The 20,125-nt window shown below is 34.2% G+C and carries 11 protein-coding genes; 7 read left to right on the top strand and 4 right to left on the bottom strand.

The window, feature by feature from the left end:
- Nucleotides 1–318 precede the first annotated feature (318 nt).
- The 4 genes from aceE (at nucleotide 319) to A9G44_RS03370 (ending at nucleotide 6,757) form a co-directional block, all read left to right on the top strand.
- A complete protein-coding gene (gene aceE, locus A9G44_RS03385) occupies nucleotides 319–2,985 on the top strand; it encodes a pyruvate dehydrogenase (acetyl-transferring), homodimeric type (RefSeq protein ID WP_034909932.1) in 2,667 nt (888 codons plus the stop codon).
- Nucleotides 2,986–2,997: 12 nt separating this feature from the next.
- Entirely contained in the window at nucleotides 2,998–4,593 is a 1,596-nt protein-coding gene (gene aceF, locus A9G44_RS03380; protein WP_065609194.1) for a pyruvate dehydrogenase complex dihydrolipoyllysine-residue acetyltransferase, read from the top strand.
- A 16-nt stretch (nucleotides 4,594–4,609) separates the two neighbouring features.
- Complete coding sequence (gene lpdA / locus A9G44_RS03375; protein WP_065560236.1) at nucleotides 4,610–6,034, top strand: dihydrolipoyl dehydrogenase; 1,425 nt, start codon at nucleotides 4,610–4,612, stop codon at nucleotides 6,032–6,034.
- Between the two features lie 366 nt (nucleotides 6,035–6,400).
- The gene (locus A9G44_RS03370) at nucleotides 6,401–6,757 is read left to right on the top strand and encodes a hypothetical protein (protein WP_034909822.1); all 357 of its coding nucleotides are present in this window, start codon (nucleotides 6,401–6,403) and stop codon (nucleotides 6,755–6,757) included.
- 416 nt (nucleotides 6,758–7,173) lie between these two features.
- Here A9G44_RS03370 and A9G44_RS03365 read toward each other — a convergent pair whose 3' ends face one another.
- The 4 genes from A9G44_RS03365 to A9G44_RS03350 are packed head-to-tail and all read right to left on the bottom strand — an operon-like array spanning nucleotide 7,174 to nucleotide 16,087.
- Nucleotides 7,174–10,287 (bottom strand): type III restriction-modification system endonuclease, encoded by a 3,114-nt coding sequence (locus A9G44_RS03365; protein ID WP_065609193.1) that lies wholly within the window; start codon nucleotides 10,285–10,287, stop codon nucleotides 7,174–7,176.
- Nucleotides 10,287–12,224, bottom strand: coding sequence for a site-specific DNA-methyltransferase (locus A9G44_RS03360; RefSeq protein WP_065609192.1), 1,938 nt, complete (start codon nucleotides 12,222–12,224; stop codon nucleotides 10,287–10,289). The genes A9G44_RS03365 and A9G44_RS03360 overlap by 1 nt, the downstream gene beginning before the upstream one ends.
- Nucleotides 12,225–12,830, bottom strand: a complete 606-nt coding sequence (locus A9G44_RS03355; protein WP_065608599.1) for a DUF4391 domain-containing protein — start codon at nucleotides 12,828–12,830, stop codon at nucleotides 12,225–12,227.
- Nucleotides 12,830–16,087 carry a helicase-related protein gene (locus tag A9G44_RS03350; protein WP_065609191.1) on the bottom strand — a complete coding sequence of 1,086 codons (3,258 nt, stop codon included), beginning with the start codon at nucleotides 16,085–16,087 and terminating at the stop codon, nucleotides 12,830–12,832. Before A9G44_RS03350 ends, A9G44_RS03355 begins: the two co-directional genes overlap by 1 nt.
- Nucleotides 16,088–16,670: 583 nt before the next feature.
- On the opposite strand from A9G44_RS03350, the gene prfA reads away from it, so the two are divergent.
- Genes prfA through kdsA form a run of 3 tightly spaced genes read left to right on the top strand, consistent with a single transcriptional unit; the run spans nucleotide 16,671 to nucleotide 19,460 of the window.
- A complete protein-coding gene (gene prfA / locus A9G44_RS03345) occupies nucleotides 16,671–17,756 on the top strand; it encodes a peptide chain release factor 1 (RefSeq protein WP_034909811.1) in 1,086 nt (361 codons plus the stop codon).
- On the top strand, nucleotides 17,753–18,589 hold the full coding sequence (prmC, locus tag A9G44_RS03340) for a peptide chain release factor N(5)-glutamine methyltransferase (protein WP_065560245.1): 837 nt from the start codon (nucleotides 17,753–17,755) through the stop codon (nucleotides 18,587–18,589). Before prfA ends, prmC begins: the two co-directional genes overlap by 4 nt.
- 16 nt (nucleotides 18,590–18,605) lie before the next feature.
- A complete protein-coding gene (kdsA, locus tag A9G44_RS03335) occupies nucleotides 18,606–19,460 on the top strand; it encodes a 3-deoxy-8-phosphooctulonate synthase (protein WP_065560258.1) in 855 nt (284 codons plus the stop codon).
- Nucleotides 19,461–20,125 lie beyond the last annotated feature (665 nt).

Below are 20,125 nucleotides of genomic sequence, written 5' to 3'. Positions count from 1 at the left end.
TTGTAATAACTTGACAACTTGTAGTTATTCTAAGCATAGCTGTTAGGAATAATATTTAAATTTATTATTAAGTAAAATTTAGTTATTTATCAGGTAAATACCATTTATTTTATTATTAGTATTGAAATAGTTGATTAATTTGATAGGAATTAACATTCTTTTCAAAGCGGCAGTTTGCTTTACTTTTTTTTTTTAAATGGCAGACTGATATTAATGAAGCTCCGTAATGCAGAGTTTAAGCTTTCTTTTATTACGTTTTTTAATGTAATTGAGAATAGCAAATAATGCATTTTTCTAAACAAAAAAAGAGGTTTTTATATGTCGGACATGCAAATGAATGATGTCGATCCCATTGAAACACAAGATTGGCTCAAAAGTGTTGAGTCTATTATTCGAGAAGAAGGAATCGAACGAGCACAGTATATTATTGAACAAATAGTTAATAAGGCGAGAGATGGGGGTGTTCCAGTACTTTTTGGATCTTCAACAAGCAATTATGTCAATACTATTCCAGTAGAAGAGCAACCTGCTTATCCTGGCGATTGGGAAATAGAAAGACGTATTCGTTCAATTGTCCGTTGGAATGCAATTATGATGGTGTTACGAGCTTCAAAGAAAGATTTAGAGCTTGGTGGCCATATGGCATCGTTCCAATCTGCAGCTACTTTTTATGAAGTCTGTTTTAACCACTTTTTCCGTGCTCGTAATGAAAAAGATGGCGGTGATTTAATTTACTTCCAAGGGCACATCTCACCAGGTATTTATTCTCGAGCCTTTATTGAAGGACGTTTAACCGAAGAGCAATTAGATAATTTCCGTCAAGAAGTTCATGGTAAAGGTTTACCATCATACCCTCATCCTAAATTGCTTCCAGAATTTTGGCAATTTCCAACAGTATCGATGGGGCTTGGTCCTGTTAATGCCATTTATCAAGCACGTTTCTTAAAATATTTAGAAAATCGTGGGTTGAAAGATACTTCTGAACAAACTGTCTATGCTTTCTTAGGTGATGGTGAGATGGATGAACCAGAATCAAAAGGTGCAATTACCGTTGCAACACGTGAAAAACTAGATAATTTAGTTTTTGTTATCAACTGTAATTTACAACGTTTAGATGGTCCAGTAACGGGTAATGGCAAAATTATCAATGAACTAGAAGGTGTATTTGCTGGTGCGGGTTGGAACGTAATTAAAGTTCTTTGGGGTGACCGTTGGGATAAACTTCTCCAAAAAGATAAGTCTGGTAAGTTAATTCGACTAATGAATGAAACACTTGATGGTGATTATCAAACATTAAAATCAAAAGACGGTGCTTATGTTCGCGAGCATTTCTTTGGTAAATACCCTGAAACCGCTGAATTAGTTAAAGATATGTCTGACGAAGAAATCTTTAGATTAAACCGTGGTGGTCAAGATCCTGCTAAAATGTTTGCTGCATTCCAACGAGCAAAAGAAACTAAAGATCGTCCAACTGTTATTCTTGCTCACACCATAAAAGGTTATGGTATGGGGGCTGCTGCTGAAGCAAAAAATATCGCTCACCAAGTGAAAAAAATGAATATGGATGGCGTGCGTCATGTTCGCGATTTCTTCAATATTCCAGTGACAGATGAAGCACTTGAAAAATTACCATACATCAAATTTGAGGAACACACGCCAGAATACAAATACATTCATGAGCGTCGTGAAGCGTTACATGGTTATGTACCATCTAGATTAACTCATTTTTCAGGAACTGTTTCAATTCCTCCATTAAGTGAATTTGCGTCATTACTTGAAGCTCAATCGAAAGAAATATCAACCACTATAGCATTTGTCCGTGCGCTTAATATTATGCTTAAGGATAAAGAACTTGCTCCACGTTTAGTACCTATTCTAGCTGATGAAGCACGTACTTTTGGTATGGAAGGTTTATTCCGTCAAATTGGTATTTATAATCCACACGGTCAACAATATACACCACAAGATAAAGAACAAGTGGCTTATTATCGTGAAGATGAGAAAGGTCAAATTCTTCAAGAAGGAATTAATGAATGTGGTGCAACGGCCTCTTGGATTGCTGCGGCCACTTCATATAGCACAAATGATTTCCCAATGATTCCATTCTACATTTACTATTCAATGTTTGGATTCCAACGTATTGGTGATCTAATGTGGGCAGCAGGTGATCAACAAGCTCGTGGATTTATGATTGGTGGAACCTCTGGTCGAACAACGCTAAATGGTGAAGGTCTACAACACCAAGATGGTCACAGTCACATTCAAGCATTAACTATCCCTAACTGTATATCATATGATCCTGCTTATGCTTATGAAGTTGCGGTAATCATGCAAGACGGTTTACGTCGCATGTATGGTGAGCAAGAAAACGTTTACTACTACATTACAACTCTCAATGAAAACTACGCACAACCAGCAATGCCAGAAGGTGCAGAAGAGGGCATTCGACGAGGTATTTATAAACTAGATACCGTTGAGGGTCAAAAAGGCAAACCGACTGTTCAGTTACTAGGTTCAGGCTCTATTTTACGCCATGTTCGTGAAGCGGCTGAAATCTTAGCTAAAAATTATGGTATTAGCTCAGAAGTTTATAGCGTAACATCATTTACTGAACTTGCTCGTGATGGTCAAGATTGCGAACGATATAATATGTTGCATCCAAGTGAAACACCAAAAGTGCCTTATGTTGCACAAATTATGAATAACAATCCAGCGGTGGTTTCAACTGATTATATGAAATTGTTTGCTGAGCAAATTCGTGGATTTGTACCTGCTGAAAGTTATCGAGTACTCGGTACTGACGGTTTCGGTCGCAGTGATAGCCGTGAAAATTTACGTCATCACTTTGAAGTCGATGCATCTTATGTTGTGGTTGCAGCATTGGGTGAACTTGCTAAACGTGGCGATATTGAAGTTAGCGTTGTTGAAGATGCGATCAAAAAATTCGAAATCAATGCCGATAAACTTAATCCACGAATTGCATAAGAGGTTATTATAATGAGTATTCAAATCAAATTACCTGATATCGGTGGTGACGAAGTAGAAGTAACCGAAATTCTGGTTAAAATAGGCGATAAAGTTGAAGCTGATCAGTCAATTATGACAGTTGAAGGTGATAAAGCATCAATGGAAATCCCAGCACCACAGGCTGGTATTGTTAAATCTATTTCTGTAAAAATTGGCGATAAAGTCAAAACAGGCGTTGACATTATGGTCTTTGATGGGCAAGGTAGCGAAACTGCCGCTCCAGCTACAGTTACAGCACAAGAAGCACCAAAAGTTGAAATAACACCAACTGCAACTAGCCAAATTGTAGATGTAAAAGTTCCAGATATTGGTGGTGATGAAGTCGAAGTAACGGAAATTTTGGTAAAAGTAGGTGATACTATATCTGTTGATGATTCATTAATTACCGTTGAGGGTGATAAAGCCTCAATGGAAGTACCAGCAACCATTGCTGGTACGGTTAAAAGTATTACGATAAAAGTGGGTGATAAAGTGAAAACAGGTTCCAAAATCATGGAATTTGAAACCACATCTAGTGCAGCTCCAGTTACTCAAGCAGCTCCAGCTGCCGCAGCTCCTGTTGCTGAAAAAGCAGCACCTGAGCCAATGCCAGCACCAGTTGCTGCAAAATCAGCGCCTGCTTCATCAAGCAATGAGTTTGTTGAAAACGATGCTTATGCTCATGCAACACCATCTGTACGTCGTTTAGCACGTGAATTTGGGGTAAATCTAGCAAAAGTTACCGCTACAGGTCCTAAAAACCGTATTTTACGTGAAGACATTCAAACTTACGTAAAAAATGCTGTTAAACAAATTGAAAGTGGCGCTACAGGTGGTGCATTACCTGGTCTATTGCCATGGCCTAAAGTTGATTTTAGCAAATTTGGTGAAGTTGAAAGTTTACCATTAACTAAAATTCAAAAAGTATCAGGTGCAAATTTACACCGTAACTGGGTAATGATTCCGCATGTGACAGAATTTGATGAAACAGATATTACTGATTTAGAAGCATTTCGTAAGCAACAAAATGCAGAAGCAGATAAGAAAAAACTTGATCTTAAGATCACGCCACTTGTGTTTATCATGAAAGCGGTAGCAAGTGCATTAACAGCGTATCCACGCTTTAATAGCTCATTATCAGAAGATGCCCAAACCTTAATTATCAAAAAATACATTAATATTGGCGTTGCTGTCGATACACCAAATGGTCTTGTAGTACCAGTATTTAAAGATGTTGATAAAAAGGGTATTGTTGAACTTTCTCGTGAGCTTGCGGCAATTTCTAAAAAGGCACGTGAAGGTAAATTGACAGGTAGCGATATGCAAGGTGGATGTTTCACTATTTCTAGCCTTGGTGGCATTGGTACAACCTCGTTTACACCAATTGTTAATGCGCCAGAAGTTGGTATTTTAGGTGTATCTCGCTCTAGCATGAAACCAGTTTGGAATGGCAAAGAGTTTACACCACGGCTAATGTTGCCATTATCATTATCATTCGATCACCGAGTTATTGATGGTGCTGATGGTGCACGCTTCTTAAGCCATATTGTTAACGTCTTATCCGACTTACGTCGTTTAGTGATGTAATTAAGGAGATCAAATTATGAGTCAAGATGTTAAAACACAAGTTGTGGTTTTAGGAGCAGGACCAGCGGGTTATTCCGCTGCGTTTCGTGCTGCAGACCTTGGACTAGAAGTTACCCTTGTTGAACGTTATTCAACACTTGGTGGTGTTTGTTTAAATGTAGGCTGTATTCCATCAAAAGCATTACTTCATGTTGCTAAAGTAATGGATGAAGCAAAATCATTAACCGAACATGGTATCCATTTTGGTACACCTAGACTTGAATTAGACAAAGTGCGTGGCTGGAAAGAAAAAGTTATTAGTCAACTGACTAATGGACTAGCTGGTATGGCCAAAATGCGTAAAGTCAATGTTATTCAAGGTGAGGCACAGTTTACCGGTAGTCATACAATGGAGGTAACTTCATCAAAAGGAATCACTAAGATCACCTTTGATAATGCGATTATTGCAGCGGGATCTCGTCCAATCAAGTTGCCTTTTATTCCACATGATGATCCTCGTATTTGGGATTCTACAGATGCCTTAGCTTTAACCACCATTCCTAAAAAATTATTATTAATGGGTGGCGGAATTATAGGTCTTGAAATGGGGACTGTATACCATGCACTTGGTTCAGAAGTCGATGTAGTTGAAATGTTTGATCAAGTGATTCCGGCCGCTGATAAAGATGTAATTAAAGTCTTTACTAAACAGATCCAAAAGAAATTCACTTTACGATTGGAAACTAAAGTTACTACCGTTGAAGCAAAACATGATGCAATTTATGTCACCATGGAAAAGAAAGACGGCAGCACCGAAACTCATACTTATGATGCGGTATTAGTGGCTATTGGTCGTACACCAAATGGTAAATTAATTAGTGCGGAAAAAGCAGGCGTTAATGTTACTGACCGTGGATTTATCGAAGTCGATAAACAGATGCGTACCAATGTTCCGCATATCTATGCAATTGGAGATATTGTTGGTCAACCAATGCTTGCGCACAAAGGCGTACACGAAGGTCATGTGGCAGCAGAAGTAATTGCAGGTAAAAAACACTTCTTTGATCCAAAAACCATTCCTTCTATTGCTTATACCGAACCCGAAGTTGCTTGGGTTGGTTTAACTGAAAAAGAAGCGAAAGAAAAAGGTATTGATTATGAAGTATCAATCTTCCCATGGGCAGCTTCAGGACGAGCTATTGCTTCTGATTGCTCTGAAGGGATGACAAAACTGATCTTCAATAAAGCAGATAATCGCCTATTAGGTGGTGCGGTTGTTGGTGCAAATGGCGGTGAATTACTTGGTGAAATCACCTTAGCTGTCGAAATGGGTTGCGATGCCGAAGATATTGCATTAACAATTCATGCTCACCCAACATTGCATGAATCAATTGGCTTAGCCTCTGAAATTTATGAAGGCTCTGTCACTGATTTACCAAATGCTAAAGCGAAGAAGAAATAGTAATAAGTCATTTATATACTTAATAAAATGCCGTTAGCTTAAACTAACGGCATTTTTATTTTTTATAAGATAATTTTTGTCAAAAAGTTTCAGGTAACTATACGTTTCAGTAAAAAATGAATCAAATAACTAAGTGTTGATCTTAATGAAAACGAGAGATAAATAAGTTATATATCTTTGATAACTTTGGTAAACGTCAATACCCTAGTACCTGTTATTAACAGGTGTCTTTATATTATTAAAAAGATTACAATGCTTAGGATTTTATTCAGATGATTTATCTAAGATAAATTTGTCTGTAAGTATATTAAGAGATTTTTCAAAAAAACGATACCAATCAAAATAAATTGAAAAAATGAGGTTAATATGAACACACAGGAAATACAAACAAAATACGGCATTATTTATGCACGAAATGCATTGATATTATCTGACGTTAAATTAGAATGTATACCATTCACTTTGATGGTCAATACATCATTATCACTAGCAGGCTGTAAGCCAAAAATCTTAAATGTTCCAGAAGTTAAAGTTACATTTATTTTTAGTGATATTGATAGCTTATCTATTTATCTAATAGATGAATACCCTTATGAAAAATATTCAAAATCTAGTTTTGATTTAGTAGATGAAGTTCATAAAAAAGGCAAGCAACGTATAATTCTTAGTACTTATGATCATATTTTTGATGTTATAGGCAGATATAAAATTGAATATGATTAATTGATAGAAGAAATACTAACATAAACCTATTTATTATTGATTGTTGACAGCCTAATAATACTCAGTAAGTATTGGTAATAGAAATTATTCTAAATAAAATTCATAAAACACGGTTCTATCTTTCAGCCTTTGATTAAATAGCTTGGAATTTTGATTCACAAAGTATTAAACAATATTTGGATATTGGTAACAGAATTTGATATGTTAAAACTGAATGTTTTTGCTGATCAAAATTTAATATTTGAACACACCTTTCCTGTTGCATCCTTATTTACTTAATAAAATGCCGTTAGCTTAAACTAACGGCATTTTTATTTTTTTATAAGACAATTTTTGTCAAAAAGTTTCAGGTAACTATACGTTTCAGTAAAAAATAAATAAATTATCTATAACTATATTTTTAAATGAAAGTAATTTTATAATGAATTCATTATATTCATCAGGCTTTGATAACTATCAACATCATGATAGCGTACCTTACTAGTCGAAAGTTCGTTAAAAAGCTTTTTCGCACACGAAATTTTTGCTTGTTCAATTGGCCTTAAATTTAAACTATCCATCGTACCTTTTGTTTCAGCAATAAAAAAGATATGCTTTACTTTCCCAACATGAAAAGCAATTGCCCAATCGGGTGAATAATTACCAACGGGTGTTGGAATATGAAAGCCTTTCGGTAATTTTGCATATACGCAAACTTCTTCTGCCGTATCAAGATCTTCAACAAATTTCCGTTCAATACTTTTTTCGGCTAGACCATCGGTAAATACATAATTTTGAATTGCTTTTTTCGCTAAAAACGCTTTATCGTAACTTTGTAAACTTTTTTCCTGAGTGAAAATAGTACTGTCATATTTGCCTGAAGTTTTATTGTATGTAATATGTTCTATAATCGTAGTTGCTTTTTGTTCTTTAATTAATTTAATAATTTTAGCAATAAATTCTTCTGGATTATCCTTGAACATATCTAGTTTTTTTGAATCTAACCCCTTTAATATGGCCACTACTGTTTTGCGGGTTAATGTAGTTTCTTGCGCAATCTGACCAATCAGGTCGTATTTTATTGGTTTAAAATAAGCATGTTCCAAAGTGGTAGTCTTTGTTTCTTGAGTTTTAAACGCATCATTTTGATAGATACTTTGTGTTGTTATTTGCTCTTTAAGTTGACCGACAGCCGTAATGTATTGTAGCTGCGAGACAAATAACTTATCGTTGATATGAGCAATGGCTTTATTGATTAATTCATCGCTATTAAAGTTAACAGTATAAGCATATTGCTGATTAATTTGCTGCCATAATGCTTGGAATTCGGCTTTATCAAAATTCTCATTAAGTGGATTATCTTTAATCTTTGTTTCATGACCATCGGTAAACATGGCGTCTAACTCGCTATCATTATAAATAGTCTGAATTAGGCGATGAATTCCGTCACCCATTGGTTGTAATTCATCTGGTAATGGTGCCACTGAGTTCATTACAACATCGTTGCGGTATTTATCGGTTATTTTACGCTCGATATCAACATAGCCATGACTAATTAAATAAAATTCAATTTTATCAGCTACTGCCTTATCGATAATGGTCGATACACCATTAACTTCTACATATTTACCAAAAAAGTACTCACTGGTGGCGACAGTTGGTCGATCATAAATGACTGTTTTTATGTCGGCTTGAAGATCATTAACAAAGTTTCTATAACTTTCACTAGCGATAACGGTTAACATGTTGATATCGTGGACTTGTTCGCCGCAGCTTTCAATATCCATGCGATTACCATCTTGATTAACACATAAACGAAGACCACGACCAACTTCTTGTCGTTTAGCTGTTTGGTTATCGGAGTGTTTTAGTGTACAAATCTGGAAAACATTGGGATTATCCCAACCTTCACGTAGTGCTGAGTGCGAAAAGATAAATCGAGTGGGCTCATCAAAGCTTAACAGTTGTTCTTTATTTTTAAGAATCAGGTCGTAAGCTGAAATATCATCTGAAGATTCGCTACCTCGTTTTAATTGGCTATCAATACTTTTGCCTGTTTTTTTATCAATGCTAAAGTAACCTTTATGTACTTGGCTTGCATCATTACACTTAGTTTTTAAATATTGTTGATAAGGTGTGTTGCTGGCTTGGTCTAAGTATTGTTGCAAAATCGTTAGGTATTCTTGTTCAAATATTTGGCCATATTCGCCCAATATTTCGTTATTGTTATCATCATATTGGCGGTATCTTGCTACTTCATCAATAAAAAACAATGATAGTGATTTAATGCCCATATTGAACAATTTTTCTTCTTTGTCAAAGTGGGATAATATGGTTTCTCTAATTTGAATGCGGCGCATATTTTCTTCAGAAATATCACCTATCACTTCACCGATTTTAATTGAAACACCATTGGTAAAAGTGACTATTCCAGTCAAAGGATTGATCTCAGATACCGTATATCCCTTGTATTGCTGCATCTGTTTTGAAACAGAATAAAGATTATCACCCTCAGTAAAATGGCGAATTTCACGTTTGATACCATTCTTATGATTTATTTCTAGCTCAATATTTGCCAGTGGTGGTTTTTTACTGGATAAGACGATTTGTTCAAGATACAAGTAGCTATCAGTACCTCTTAGATTTTTAACTTCAAAACCCTTTACTTCAATTTTTTTAACTAGCCGTTTATTGTATGCATCAAGTGCATCAAGTACATAAATTAGATTATTCTGTTTTTTATGGGTAGCAGAATAATTTAATGAAAATAATGGATTAAAATTTTTTAAAGCTTTTTGCGTGACTTCGCCGCCCATTTTTTGGGGTTCATCCAAAATAATAATGGGATTATTAGCGGCTATAACATCAATCGGCCGGCGCGAGGCAAACTCATCGCGTTTTGAGTAAATAATTCGTGCTTCTTTATTTTTGCCGTCTTCTTTTAGCGAGGAAGCAAAAGCTTGGGTGTTAATGATCATAACATTAATCCCCGAATTGGCAGCAAAACTATCTAATAAGTTTAAATTTTTACTGTCATAGACAAAAAAACGAGCTTTTTGACTATAATGCTCCATAAAATGGTCTGTGGTTATTTCAAAGGTTTTTTTTACTCCCTCACGAATGGCAATAGAAGGGACAACCACAATAAACTTGCTCCAACCATAATGCTTGTTCAGTTCAAACATGGTTTTGAGGTAAACATAGGTTTTACCAGTACCCGTTTCCATTTCGATATCAAGACTACACCGACCTAAGTTTTTAATTAATTCAGTGGACTGTTTGATATTGTTTAGATTTTGTATTTTTTTAATGTTAGCAAGTAACTCGTTATCGGTTAACGAAATAATTTCATTTTTAAAACCGATATCGATTGCGCTATCATCTGATGTATAACTTGAGGCCGTTTCATAACTCATTTCTGCCTGAGTAGGTGCATTGCCTAAATCACGCACATAACGCAGGCTATTTTGATAACCTTGCCCATTAAACACTTGAACCACAGCATTTACAGCATCGGTTTGATATTGCTGAATTTTAAAATTAAATTTCATTACAACACCTTCCTCTTGGTTTCAGGGCTGTAGGTGTTGAAAATTTGTTCAAAATTGGTGGCAACACTATCATTTTCCATTGAGCTATCACGCATAACAAAATAGTAAGGTTTTTGTTTGGCAATAGCCGTGATGACCTCTTCATTAATGTCTGTATCAAAACAAGCCATTAAAAAGTTATCCGCTACGTTAAACACTGTTTTACCGGCAATGGAGGTTTGCTTAATATCACTGGAAAGTAATACACCCAAATCCAGCATAACTTGGAACAATAAATCTTCCGCCGTTCTATCGGTTTTGATATTGTCAATCAGGGCGTCAAGAAGATCGGTATTATACTCAGCAGGGTTGTAATAAACCTCTTTCATATTACTGCTATCACATTTTAAAACGCGAAAGCCTTTATCAAATTTAGCCTGTGGATTTTCTTGAGCAATTTTATTGCCTGCCCGGCGAATGCGCTCTTTACCAATTTCACAGATATTAGTCGCTTTCTTTTGTTTTTGTAAAAACTCAACAGCAAATTTATTGTTTCTTTCCGAAATATCTTCGGGCATCTGTACCAATATATATCTAGCTGACTTATTTTGTTTTACATTATAATCCATTACCGCAGCAGCGGTTGTTGCCGAACCAGAGAAGAAGTCCATGATAATAGGAGATTCTTGTTTATATAAAGTTGCTTGTAATAAAATTTGAATTAATTTTTCAGGTTTCGGAGTATCAAATATATCTCCACCAAATAAATGTCTAATTTGAGCTAAACCATCTTCATTGGTTTCACATGAATAAGAATTAGGAGATAAAACATTTTTCATTTTTTTTATTTCACCACCTAATTTTATATGATTGGGCCTAAAAGGGGCTTTACTAATAACGATTTTTTCTTGATTTTGTACAATTTCATCGATTTTGCTTTGTGAATAGCGCCACTCACCCTCCAAAATTATCTCGGTTATATTTTTATAATTTTCAACAATTACCCTATTTAATAATTTAGTAATAATATTTCCTTCAGACATATCTTGAGGTTCAAAAATTTGTTCTTTAATTGAAAAATCAACCGAGAATGGAGGTAAAGTTATGGTTGAACGATTATTTCCTGCATTGTTTATAGGGTATTTTTTTCCCTCTGTTGTTTTTTCAATTGAAAATGGTACGGTTAGCTCGGATTGTTTAGCATAACAAAGCACGTAGTCAAAAATTTTTCCAACGTTTCTATGTAAAAATGACGGTTTCTTTTTCTTCTCCCATATAAATTCTGCGATAAAATTTTTTTCCCCAAAAATTTCATTACATAATTTCCTAGCATTGTAATTTTCGTTATCATCAAGAGTGATAAAAATGATCCCATTTTTTTTTAAAATATCTTTAGCAATTTTTAATCTTGGATACATCATGTTTAACCAATCGGTATGAAAACGACCATTACTTTCTATATTTTGGATTAATCTATTCCCATTTAGATCATATTGATTGCTATGACCTATATATTCAGCATAGCTTTGGATGAAATTATCCAAATACATAAAATCATGTCCAGTATTGTAAGGGGGATCAATAAATATTAAATCAACTTTATCGAGATAAGTTTCCTGCAATAGTTTCAATACCTCAAGATTATCACCTTCAATATATAAATTTTCGGTATTATCAAAATCAACACTTTCTTCACGACAAGGTCGTAAGGTTTTGGCAATGGGCGCATTGGCAAGTAGAATTGATTTCTTTTTATCTGGCCAAGTAAATTGATAACGTTCTTCTCGACCTTCAACAATCACTGATGAAAGTTCTTGTTTGAGCATATCAAAGTCGATGGCGTATTCCACTTCACCTTGTTGGTTTTTGCGTTCAGTAATACAGTTCGGGAATTGTGCGCCAATTTTTTTGATATTTTCATCCACTTTATTGAGTGAATGCATCTTTAATTTATCCATTTAAGAATCCTTTAACTCTTGTTTCAATTGGTTAATTTTTTGCACCAATTCAAATACTTTTTTAGGCTGTAGCTCTTTTCTTGCTTGCTTTTCAAGGCGAGCAATATTTAAAATCAGTTTTTGTCTTTTATCGGCAATGATAATCTGCTGTTCAAGGCTATTGCCTTGCTCAATATTGAATTTGCCGACTTGTTGAATGATGTTTTGCCAGACATTATCAAGGTTTAATCCTTTTAATTCAATGTGTAATTCTTCTTTAGCTTGCCAATCACTTTGTATCAATTTATGTTGAAAAACGGCCAATTTAGCCTGCTTAGCATATTGCAAAATAAATAGTATATTTTGCGGTATTAGTTTGGATAATAAAACAAGGCTTGTTTCATTAAAATTGATTTTTTTTAGTTGTACCAATGCCACAAAAAAAGCATTAATGTTATTTCCTGCTGCGAGATTTATCTTTGCTGCGGAAACCTCGTTAACAAGGGTAATTTTAGCTATATCCGCATCGACTTTTTCTTTCGTAGCATTGTTCAGTTGAAACTTTGCATAGATTGTTTTTTTAGCTAACTGGTGATTTATTTCTGTCGTTTTGGGCAAACCAAGCATTATGCTACCTTATTTTCTGATTCACTGACAACTAAAAAACAGATTAATTCAAAGTCATCTAGACCTTTTATACTATCGGTAACAAAACTAATTGCATTACCGCTTAAAAAATTATCAATATCACTGTGTTTTTTTACTTCAATAATGGAGTTTATGGCGTCACCAAGTCGTTGTGAAAAATGTGTCATATTACCACCATCGGCTGTGATTTTGTTAAATTGCTGATACAATTTTGCAATGGGTTCTGTTTTGCCTTTGCAAAGTAAGCGTATTTTATCGAGTAATTGTTTTGGTGATAAATGATCACAAATAATGTCGCCATTATTTGCAACATACACCATGTAAAATGGATGAAGGCGATTTTGATTATTAATATTAATGCTGTTTGCCCGGTTTTTTAATATATAAATAACACCTGCGGGCATATCTGGTAAAGCTGGCACAACGGCATGTAATCCATACGGTGTTTTATCAAGTTCGGGATGATTTTTAATATACTCCAGTAAATCAAGTCTAAATTCATTTAAACCTAAATCCATGATTGATATACTGTTAGTGATATCTTCAATATCAACCACTTCGTCTTGTAAGCGTTTGAGTTGTGCTTTACGATAGGCTAAATCGGATTTTTCTTCTTCACTTAAAATATTGTCATCACCTGTTGCAGTCATGTCGACAATTTTCATGCGAGTTTCTACCTTAGCTTTTAGATCAATATATTCATCTAAAGTAACATCAGGCCAAAAGTTAACTAGCTGAATCGACTGATTTTTGCTGCCTATGCGATCAATACGTCCAAACCGCTGAATAATTCGTACCGGATTCCAATGTATATCGTAATTAATTAAATAATCACAATCTTGTAAGTTTTGCCCTTCAGAGATGCAATCGGTTGCAATTAATATATCAATCTCATGAGTGTTATTCGGCATTAACAAGTGTTTATCTTTTGATTTGGGTGAAAAGCAGGTTAAAACAGTGTTTAAATCACAATGCAATTTAGGTACAGTAGATCTTCCGTCAACCGAACCTGTTATCATTGCGGTATGTAGGGAAAAGTTATTTTGTACATACTGGCTAACGTGATCAAACAAATAACTTGCTGTATCGGCAAAAGCGGTAAATATAATCACTTTTTTATTATTGTTATTAATGGGGTTTAGTTGCTTATTTTTAATAATAGTAAGTAAATTTTGTAATTTAATATCATGTTTTGCGGTGATATCACTTATCATATGAGTTAATAATGATAAGATTTCATAATCTTTAGTAAGATAGTGTTTCCATGAAAGATAATCCATATCGGCTAAGGCAATTTTTACTTTTTTGCCAAATGTAAATAACTGATCATTATTTTGTTCATCTTCATCAAGATCATTGAAATTAGTAATATCGGTAAGCTCTATTTCTTTTTTTATACTTTGATTATAAGATTCAATAGTAGCTATTGTTTGCTGAATAAAGTTTTTTATACGTTCTAATGTATGATTAAATGAGAATACCGAGCTTTCGAGTCGTTTCATCAAGTTGATTGCCATTAAACGACGAATCCCTTGTTCTCGATTAGCTTGGGTAAATCCAATATTGATTTTGTTGTCCTCATATATTTCAGCATACTTATCCATTTTGCTTGATAAGATAAAGTGGGTAGGGGTATAAATTGATAGATTTAGTAGCATGAGTTGTTCGAAAATTTCGTTATAACTTATCGCATTAGCTAAATCTGTTAGTTTAGGCCTTACTGAAATAGGTTTGAGTCTAGTTGGAAAAGTACCTATATCGGTGGTATCGTAATATTTTTGAATGTGTTTGCGTGAGCGTGCAATTGTAACAGAGTCCAAAACTTCAAAAAAGTCAAAATCCAACATTCTTAGTAGGTTTTCTGTCGTTCTTTCAGTTGTGTCTTGTTTACTCCAAATATTAAATGCTTTTTGTGCATTTTTAAAAATCTCATCCAATGAACGGCGAGTATTGAGATTTTCATCAATATGACTGGTTTTGCCTTCGTAAGCAAGAGCTAATTGATTTTTTAAATCATTAAAGCGATTGTTAACAGGGGTTGCGGAAAGCATCAATACTTTAGTTTTGACCCCTTTTCGAATCACTTGATTAAGTAATTTTAAATATCGATTTTCTTTTTCGTTATCTTTGCCTGATAATTTGCCACCATTACGGAAGTTATGTGATTCATCAATCACTACAAGGTCGTAATTATTCCAATGAATTCGATCTAAATCTATACCATTTGATTGACCACAAGAGCGATTAAGATCAGTATGGAAAAGCACATCATATCGTAATCGATCTTCAGCGATGGGATTATTAATATAATTTGCTTTATAGGTGTTCCAGTTATTGTTTAGTTTTTTGGGGCATAAAACAAGCACAGACTTATTTCGGTTTTCATAATATTTAATGACTGATAAAGCAGTAAATGTTTTACCCAGCCCAACACTGTCAGCTAAAATACAGCCATTATATTTTTCAAGTTTATTGATGATTGCTAAAGCCGCATCTTTTTGAAAGTTGAATAGCATATTCCAGATTTTGCTATTTTTAAATCCAGTAGCTTCGTTGGGCAATACATCTTCTGAGATGTCTTCAAGAAATTCATTAAAAATATTATAGAGGATAACAAAATAGATAAACTCAGGTGAATTTTCATTGTAGGCACTAGCAATATTGTCGATAACAACATTTGTTACATCCTGAAGTTTATTTTTATCTTGCCAAAGTTCATTAAAAATGGAAAGAAATTTAATTGAATCAGGGGAAGAAATTTTTTGTACTATATTGTAAGCATTGTTTCCTCGTTCACAACCTAGATCAATAGTTGTAAATCCATTGATTGGTATATAAGCATTATCATCTAACTGTATAAATCCAGCCATATTTTCATTAGTGATGTTGGATTTAAAAGTGACCTTTTGTCTAATCCAATCAGCGCACTCTTTAGCAATCGCTTTTTGTGTTAATTCATTGCGAAGTTTAATTTCAAATTCGGTACCATAAAGGCTACGTTCTCGATTAAGGCGTGGTATGTAGAATTCTCTTTGTGCTTTTGGGGTTTGCTCGGTTATAAATGTTGGCGAAGTAAAGATGAAACGGAGTTCATCTATATTTTTCAACTCTTTTTTGAGTTTTTCAAAAGCAAAAAATGAAAAGCATGCGGCAACGATTGCTAATTTACTCCCTTGCTTTATTTCGCCTGATAGATCTTCTTGGAGCGTTTTCGTTATGTTATCTATGATTCCCATTGTTTTATTTTCTCTGCGATATTATCTGTACTAATGCTAACTTCCCTTATTTTAAATTAGCTTCTACAAAAAAGTATTGTCATTGGTGATTAACTACAGCGCAATTTATTGTGATATTTTTATTATTGTAAAAATGTAAATTATTGTCTAGAAATGTTTTTATCTATTTTTTGCTAAAAAGTATGGTTGTTGATAGTGGCTAAAAATTGGAAAAAATTTACCAATATGAATAAAAATCATAAGTGAATATCTCATGGTCAAAAAAAGTTAGTGTTAAGTTTAAATAATAATTAATTATCTTTTAACTCTTTCTAAAAAATACATTCACAAGTAGAAAATTTTTTATGATCAAAATAGAATTTAAATATGAAAAAACGATAGTGCAACAAATAACCTAATATTAAGTTTCTAATATATTGGTTATTTACATATAATATTTCATTTATTCAATCGATTTGCTATATATTGTTGATGTAATGATGCGATATAAGCCCGATAACTAGCTCAAACTGTATTTTAAAAGTGATTAAGTATATAATGCTCCGCAAATTTAATTAATTTATATCATCTAAAATATATTTCTATGAAATCTTCAATTATCAACAAATTAGAAATGCTACAAGAGCGTTATGAAGAAGTTCAAGCATTATTGTCAGATGCTTCGGTTATTGCGGATCAAAATCGCTTTCGCACTTTGTCTAAAGAATATTCGCAATTAACAGGGGTGGTTAAGTGCTTTTCTGATTGGAAGCAAACACAAGAGGATATTGAGACAGCTAAAATGATGCTATCTGATCCTGAAATGAGTGAAATGGCACAAGAGGAGTTAAACGAAGCATTAAGTCGAGTTGAAGAACAAGAAAAGCAACTACAAGTTTTACTATTACCTAAAGATCCTAATGATGATTATAATTGTTTTATCGAAGTTAGAGCAGGAACTGGTGGTGATGAAGCGGCTATTTTTGCTGGCGACTTAGCTCGAATGTATACAAGATTTGCCGAATCACGGAATTGGCGTGTTGAGATTATGAGTGCAAATGATGGTGAACATGGTGGCTATAAAGAAGTTATTATGTTAGTTAGTGGGGATGGTGTTTATGGTAATTTAAAATTTGAATCAGGTGGACACCGAGTCCAACGTGTACCGGAAACAGAATCTCAAGGTCGTATTCATACATCTGCTTGTACCGTTGCTGTTTTACCGGAAGTCCCTGAAGCAGAAATGCCTGAAATCAACCCAGCTGATTTAAAAATTGATACCTATCGTTCATCTGGCGCAGGTGGTCAGCATGTTAATACAACAGATTCTGCTATTCGTATTACCCATATTCCTACAGGCATCGTTGTTGAATGTCAAGATGAGCGATCGCAACATAAAAACAGAGCCAAAGCAATGTCAGTTTTAGCTGCAAGAATTCAAGATGCGGAACTACGTAAGCGCCAACAAGAAGAGGCTTCAACACGTCGAAATCTATTAGGTTCAGGCGATCGTTCAGATAGAATCAGAACATATAATTATCCACAAGGTCGAGTAACCGATCATCGAATTAATTTAACGCTTTACCGTTTAGATGAAGTCATGGAAGGAAAATTAGAGATGCTAATCGATCCGATTGTGCAGGAATATCAGGCTGATCAACTAGCAGCTTTATCGGAACAAGATGAATGACATACTTACAATGGCTTAAAAGTGCCTCTCAAACCTTAACAGATAGTGAAAGCCCAAAGCGAGATGCTGAAATTTTACTGAGTTTTGTTACGCAAAAAACGCGGACATTTTTAATGGCGTTCAGTGAAACATTGCTAACTGATGATGAATTGATTGCTCTATCTAAATGTTTAGAACGCAGGAAAAATGGTGAGCCTATCGCTTATATAACTGGCGAAAAAGAGTTTTGGTCTTTAAAGTTTAATGTTTCTAACGTCACTTTAATACCTAGACCGGATACTGAAAAATTAGTTGAATTAGGTTTAGAGTACCTTCCTAAAGTGCCTTGTGAAGTATTGGATCTTGGCACGGGAACAGGCGCGATAGTTATTGCAATGGCAACCGAACGTCAAGACTGTTTATTTACCGCAATTGAAAAAAATAAAGATGCCCTAATCTTAGCTCAAAAAAATGCTGCTCAAATCGGGGTGAATAATGTTTATTTTTTACAAGGTGATTGGTACAAACCAATAAAGAATAGAAAGTTTTCAATGATTGTCAGTAATCCTCCTTATATTGAGCCAACAGACATCCACTTATCCCAAGGCGATGTACGCTACGAACCAAGAAGCGCATTAGTTTCTGAAGATGATGGTTTAGCTGATATTAAACTAATTGTACAAGGTGCAACTAAGCACTTAAACCAATATGGGTGGTTACTAATAGAACATGGTTGGAAACAAGGTGAGGCAGTGCAAACTGTTTTTAAACAACACGGATTTCAATTAGTAGAAACCTTCACCGACTACAGTGGTAATGATAGAGTTACCCTTGGTCGCTGGTTTAAACCTTAACTAGGAAAATTTTATGATGCAGCAAAAAAAAGTAAACATTGGTGACATTACTGTCGCTAATGATCTACCCTTTGTACTATTTGGTGGTATGAATGTGCTTGAATCTCGTGATTTGGCGATGAAAATCTGTGAACATTATGTCACCGTTACCAATAAACTAAATATTCCTTATATTTTTAAAGCCTCTTTTGATAAAGCAAATCGCTCATCAATTCATTCCTATCGTGGACCAGGATTAGAAGAAGGGCTAAAAATATTCCAAGAGCTTAAACAACAATTTGGCGTTAAAATTATTACTGATGTACATACTGAAGCACAATGTCAACCCGTTGCTGATGTGGTTGATGTAATTCAATTACCTGCCTTTTTAGCAAGACAAACTGATTTAGTTGTTGCAATGGCTAAAACAGGCGCAGTAATTAATGTCAAAAAACCACAATTTGTTAGTCCAGGGCAGATGGGTAATATTGTTGAAAAATTTGAAGAGGCTGGTAACAATCAAATCATCCTTTGTGATCGTGGTAGCTGTTTTGGTTATGACAACTTAGTGGTTGATATGCTTGGTTTTAACATTATGAAAAAAGCAAGCAAAGGGTCACCAGTTATTTTTGATGTTACTCACGCTCTTCAATGCCGTGATCCTATGGGAGCAGCATCAGGTGGACGTCGTGGCCAAGTAACTGAACTTGCACGCTCGGGCATGGCTGTTGGTATTGCTGGGTTATTTTTAGAATCCCACCCAGATCCAAGTCATGCAAAATGTGATGGACCGTCAGCATTACCACTAGCAAAATTGGAACCTTTCTTAAAACAGATGAAAGCCATTGATGAACTAGTAAAAAGTTTTGATGAAATTGATACTGAACACTAAGAGTTTAATTATTTAGCTACAATTAAAAAAACGTTATTTATTATAAAGTAAACGGTATTTTTAGCATATTAATAAAAAAGAGAAACCAAATATGATTTCTCTTTTTTATTTGGTTATGTGGTCATTTTACGTCATTAATCTTTAGAAATTACTTACTTTTTAATCTTCAATTTTTCAACCACGGTAATAAATATACATAAAAAATGCCATACCCTAAATCATAGGTAGCGTGTTGATATTATAAATAAAATTGGTGATAGACTAAATATTGACACCAAACGTTCATCTAGAACATATTCATTAACATCTTCTAAAATCGTCATAACATATTAAATAATGTGACTTTAATGATTAATACTAACGTAATTTTGTACGTGGGTTGGTCATTTACAATGGGATATTTATACAAAGGTTTATATTTTAGGTGATATTTTTGTAAAAAATATTCAGGATTCTATACCGTCATAAGTTTAAAAAATTCTAAAAAAGTCCGTTATATTATTTTTTTTAATAAAAAAAGTTGTGACTTTTATCTAAAAATTAGCATAAAAATCGATCTTTTTAGTGATTATGATCACGATTTAGAGTGTTTAATTTGCTAGATAAAATATGTTTATGCATTATAAAAATACATATTTACCTCATATCTGAATTTAAATATGTTC

It is taken from the genome of Gilliamella sp. Occ4-3, from assembly GCF_001690675.1.
Classification (GTDB): Bacteria; Pseudomonadota; Gammaproteobacteria; order Enterobacterales; family Orbaceae; genus Gilliamella; species Gilliamella bombi.
Note: the sequence above shows the minus strand (reverse complement) of the source record. Positions and strands in the feature narration are given on the sequence as shown.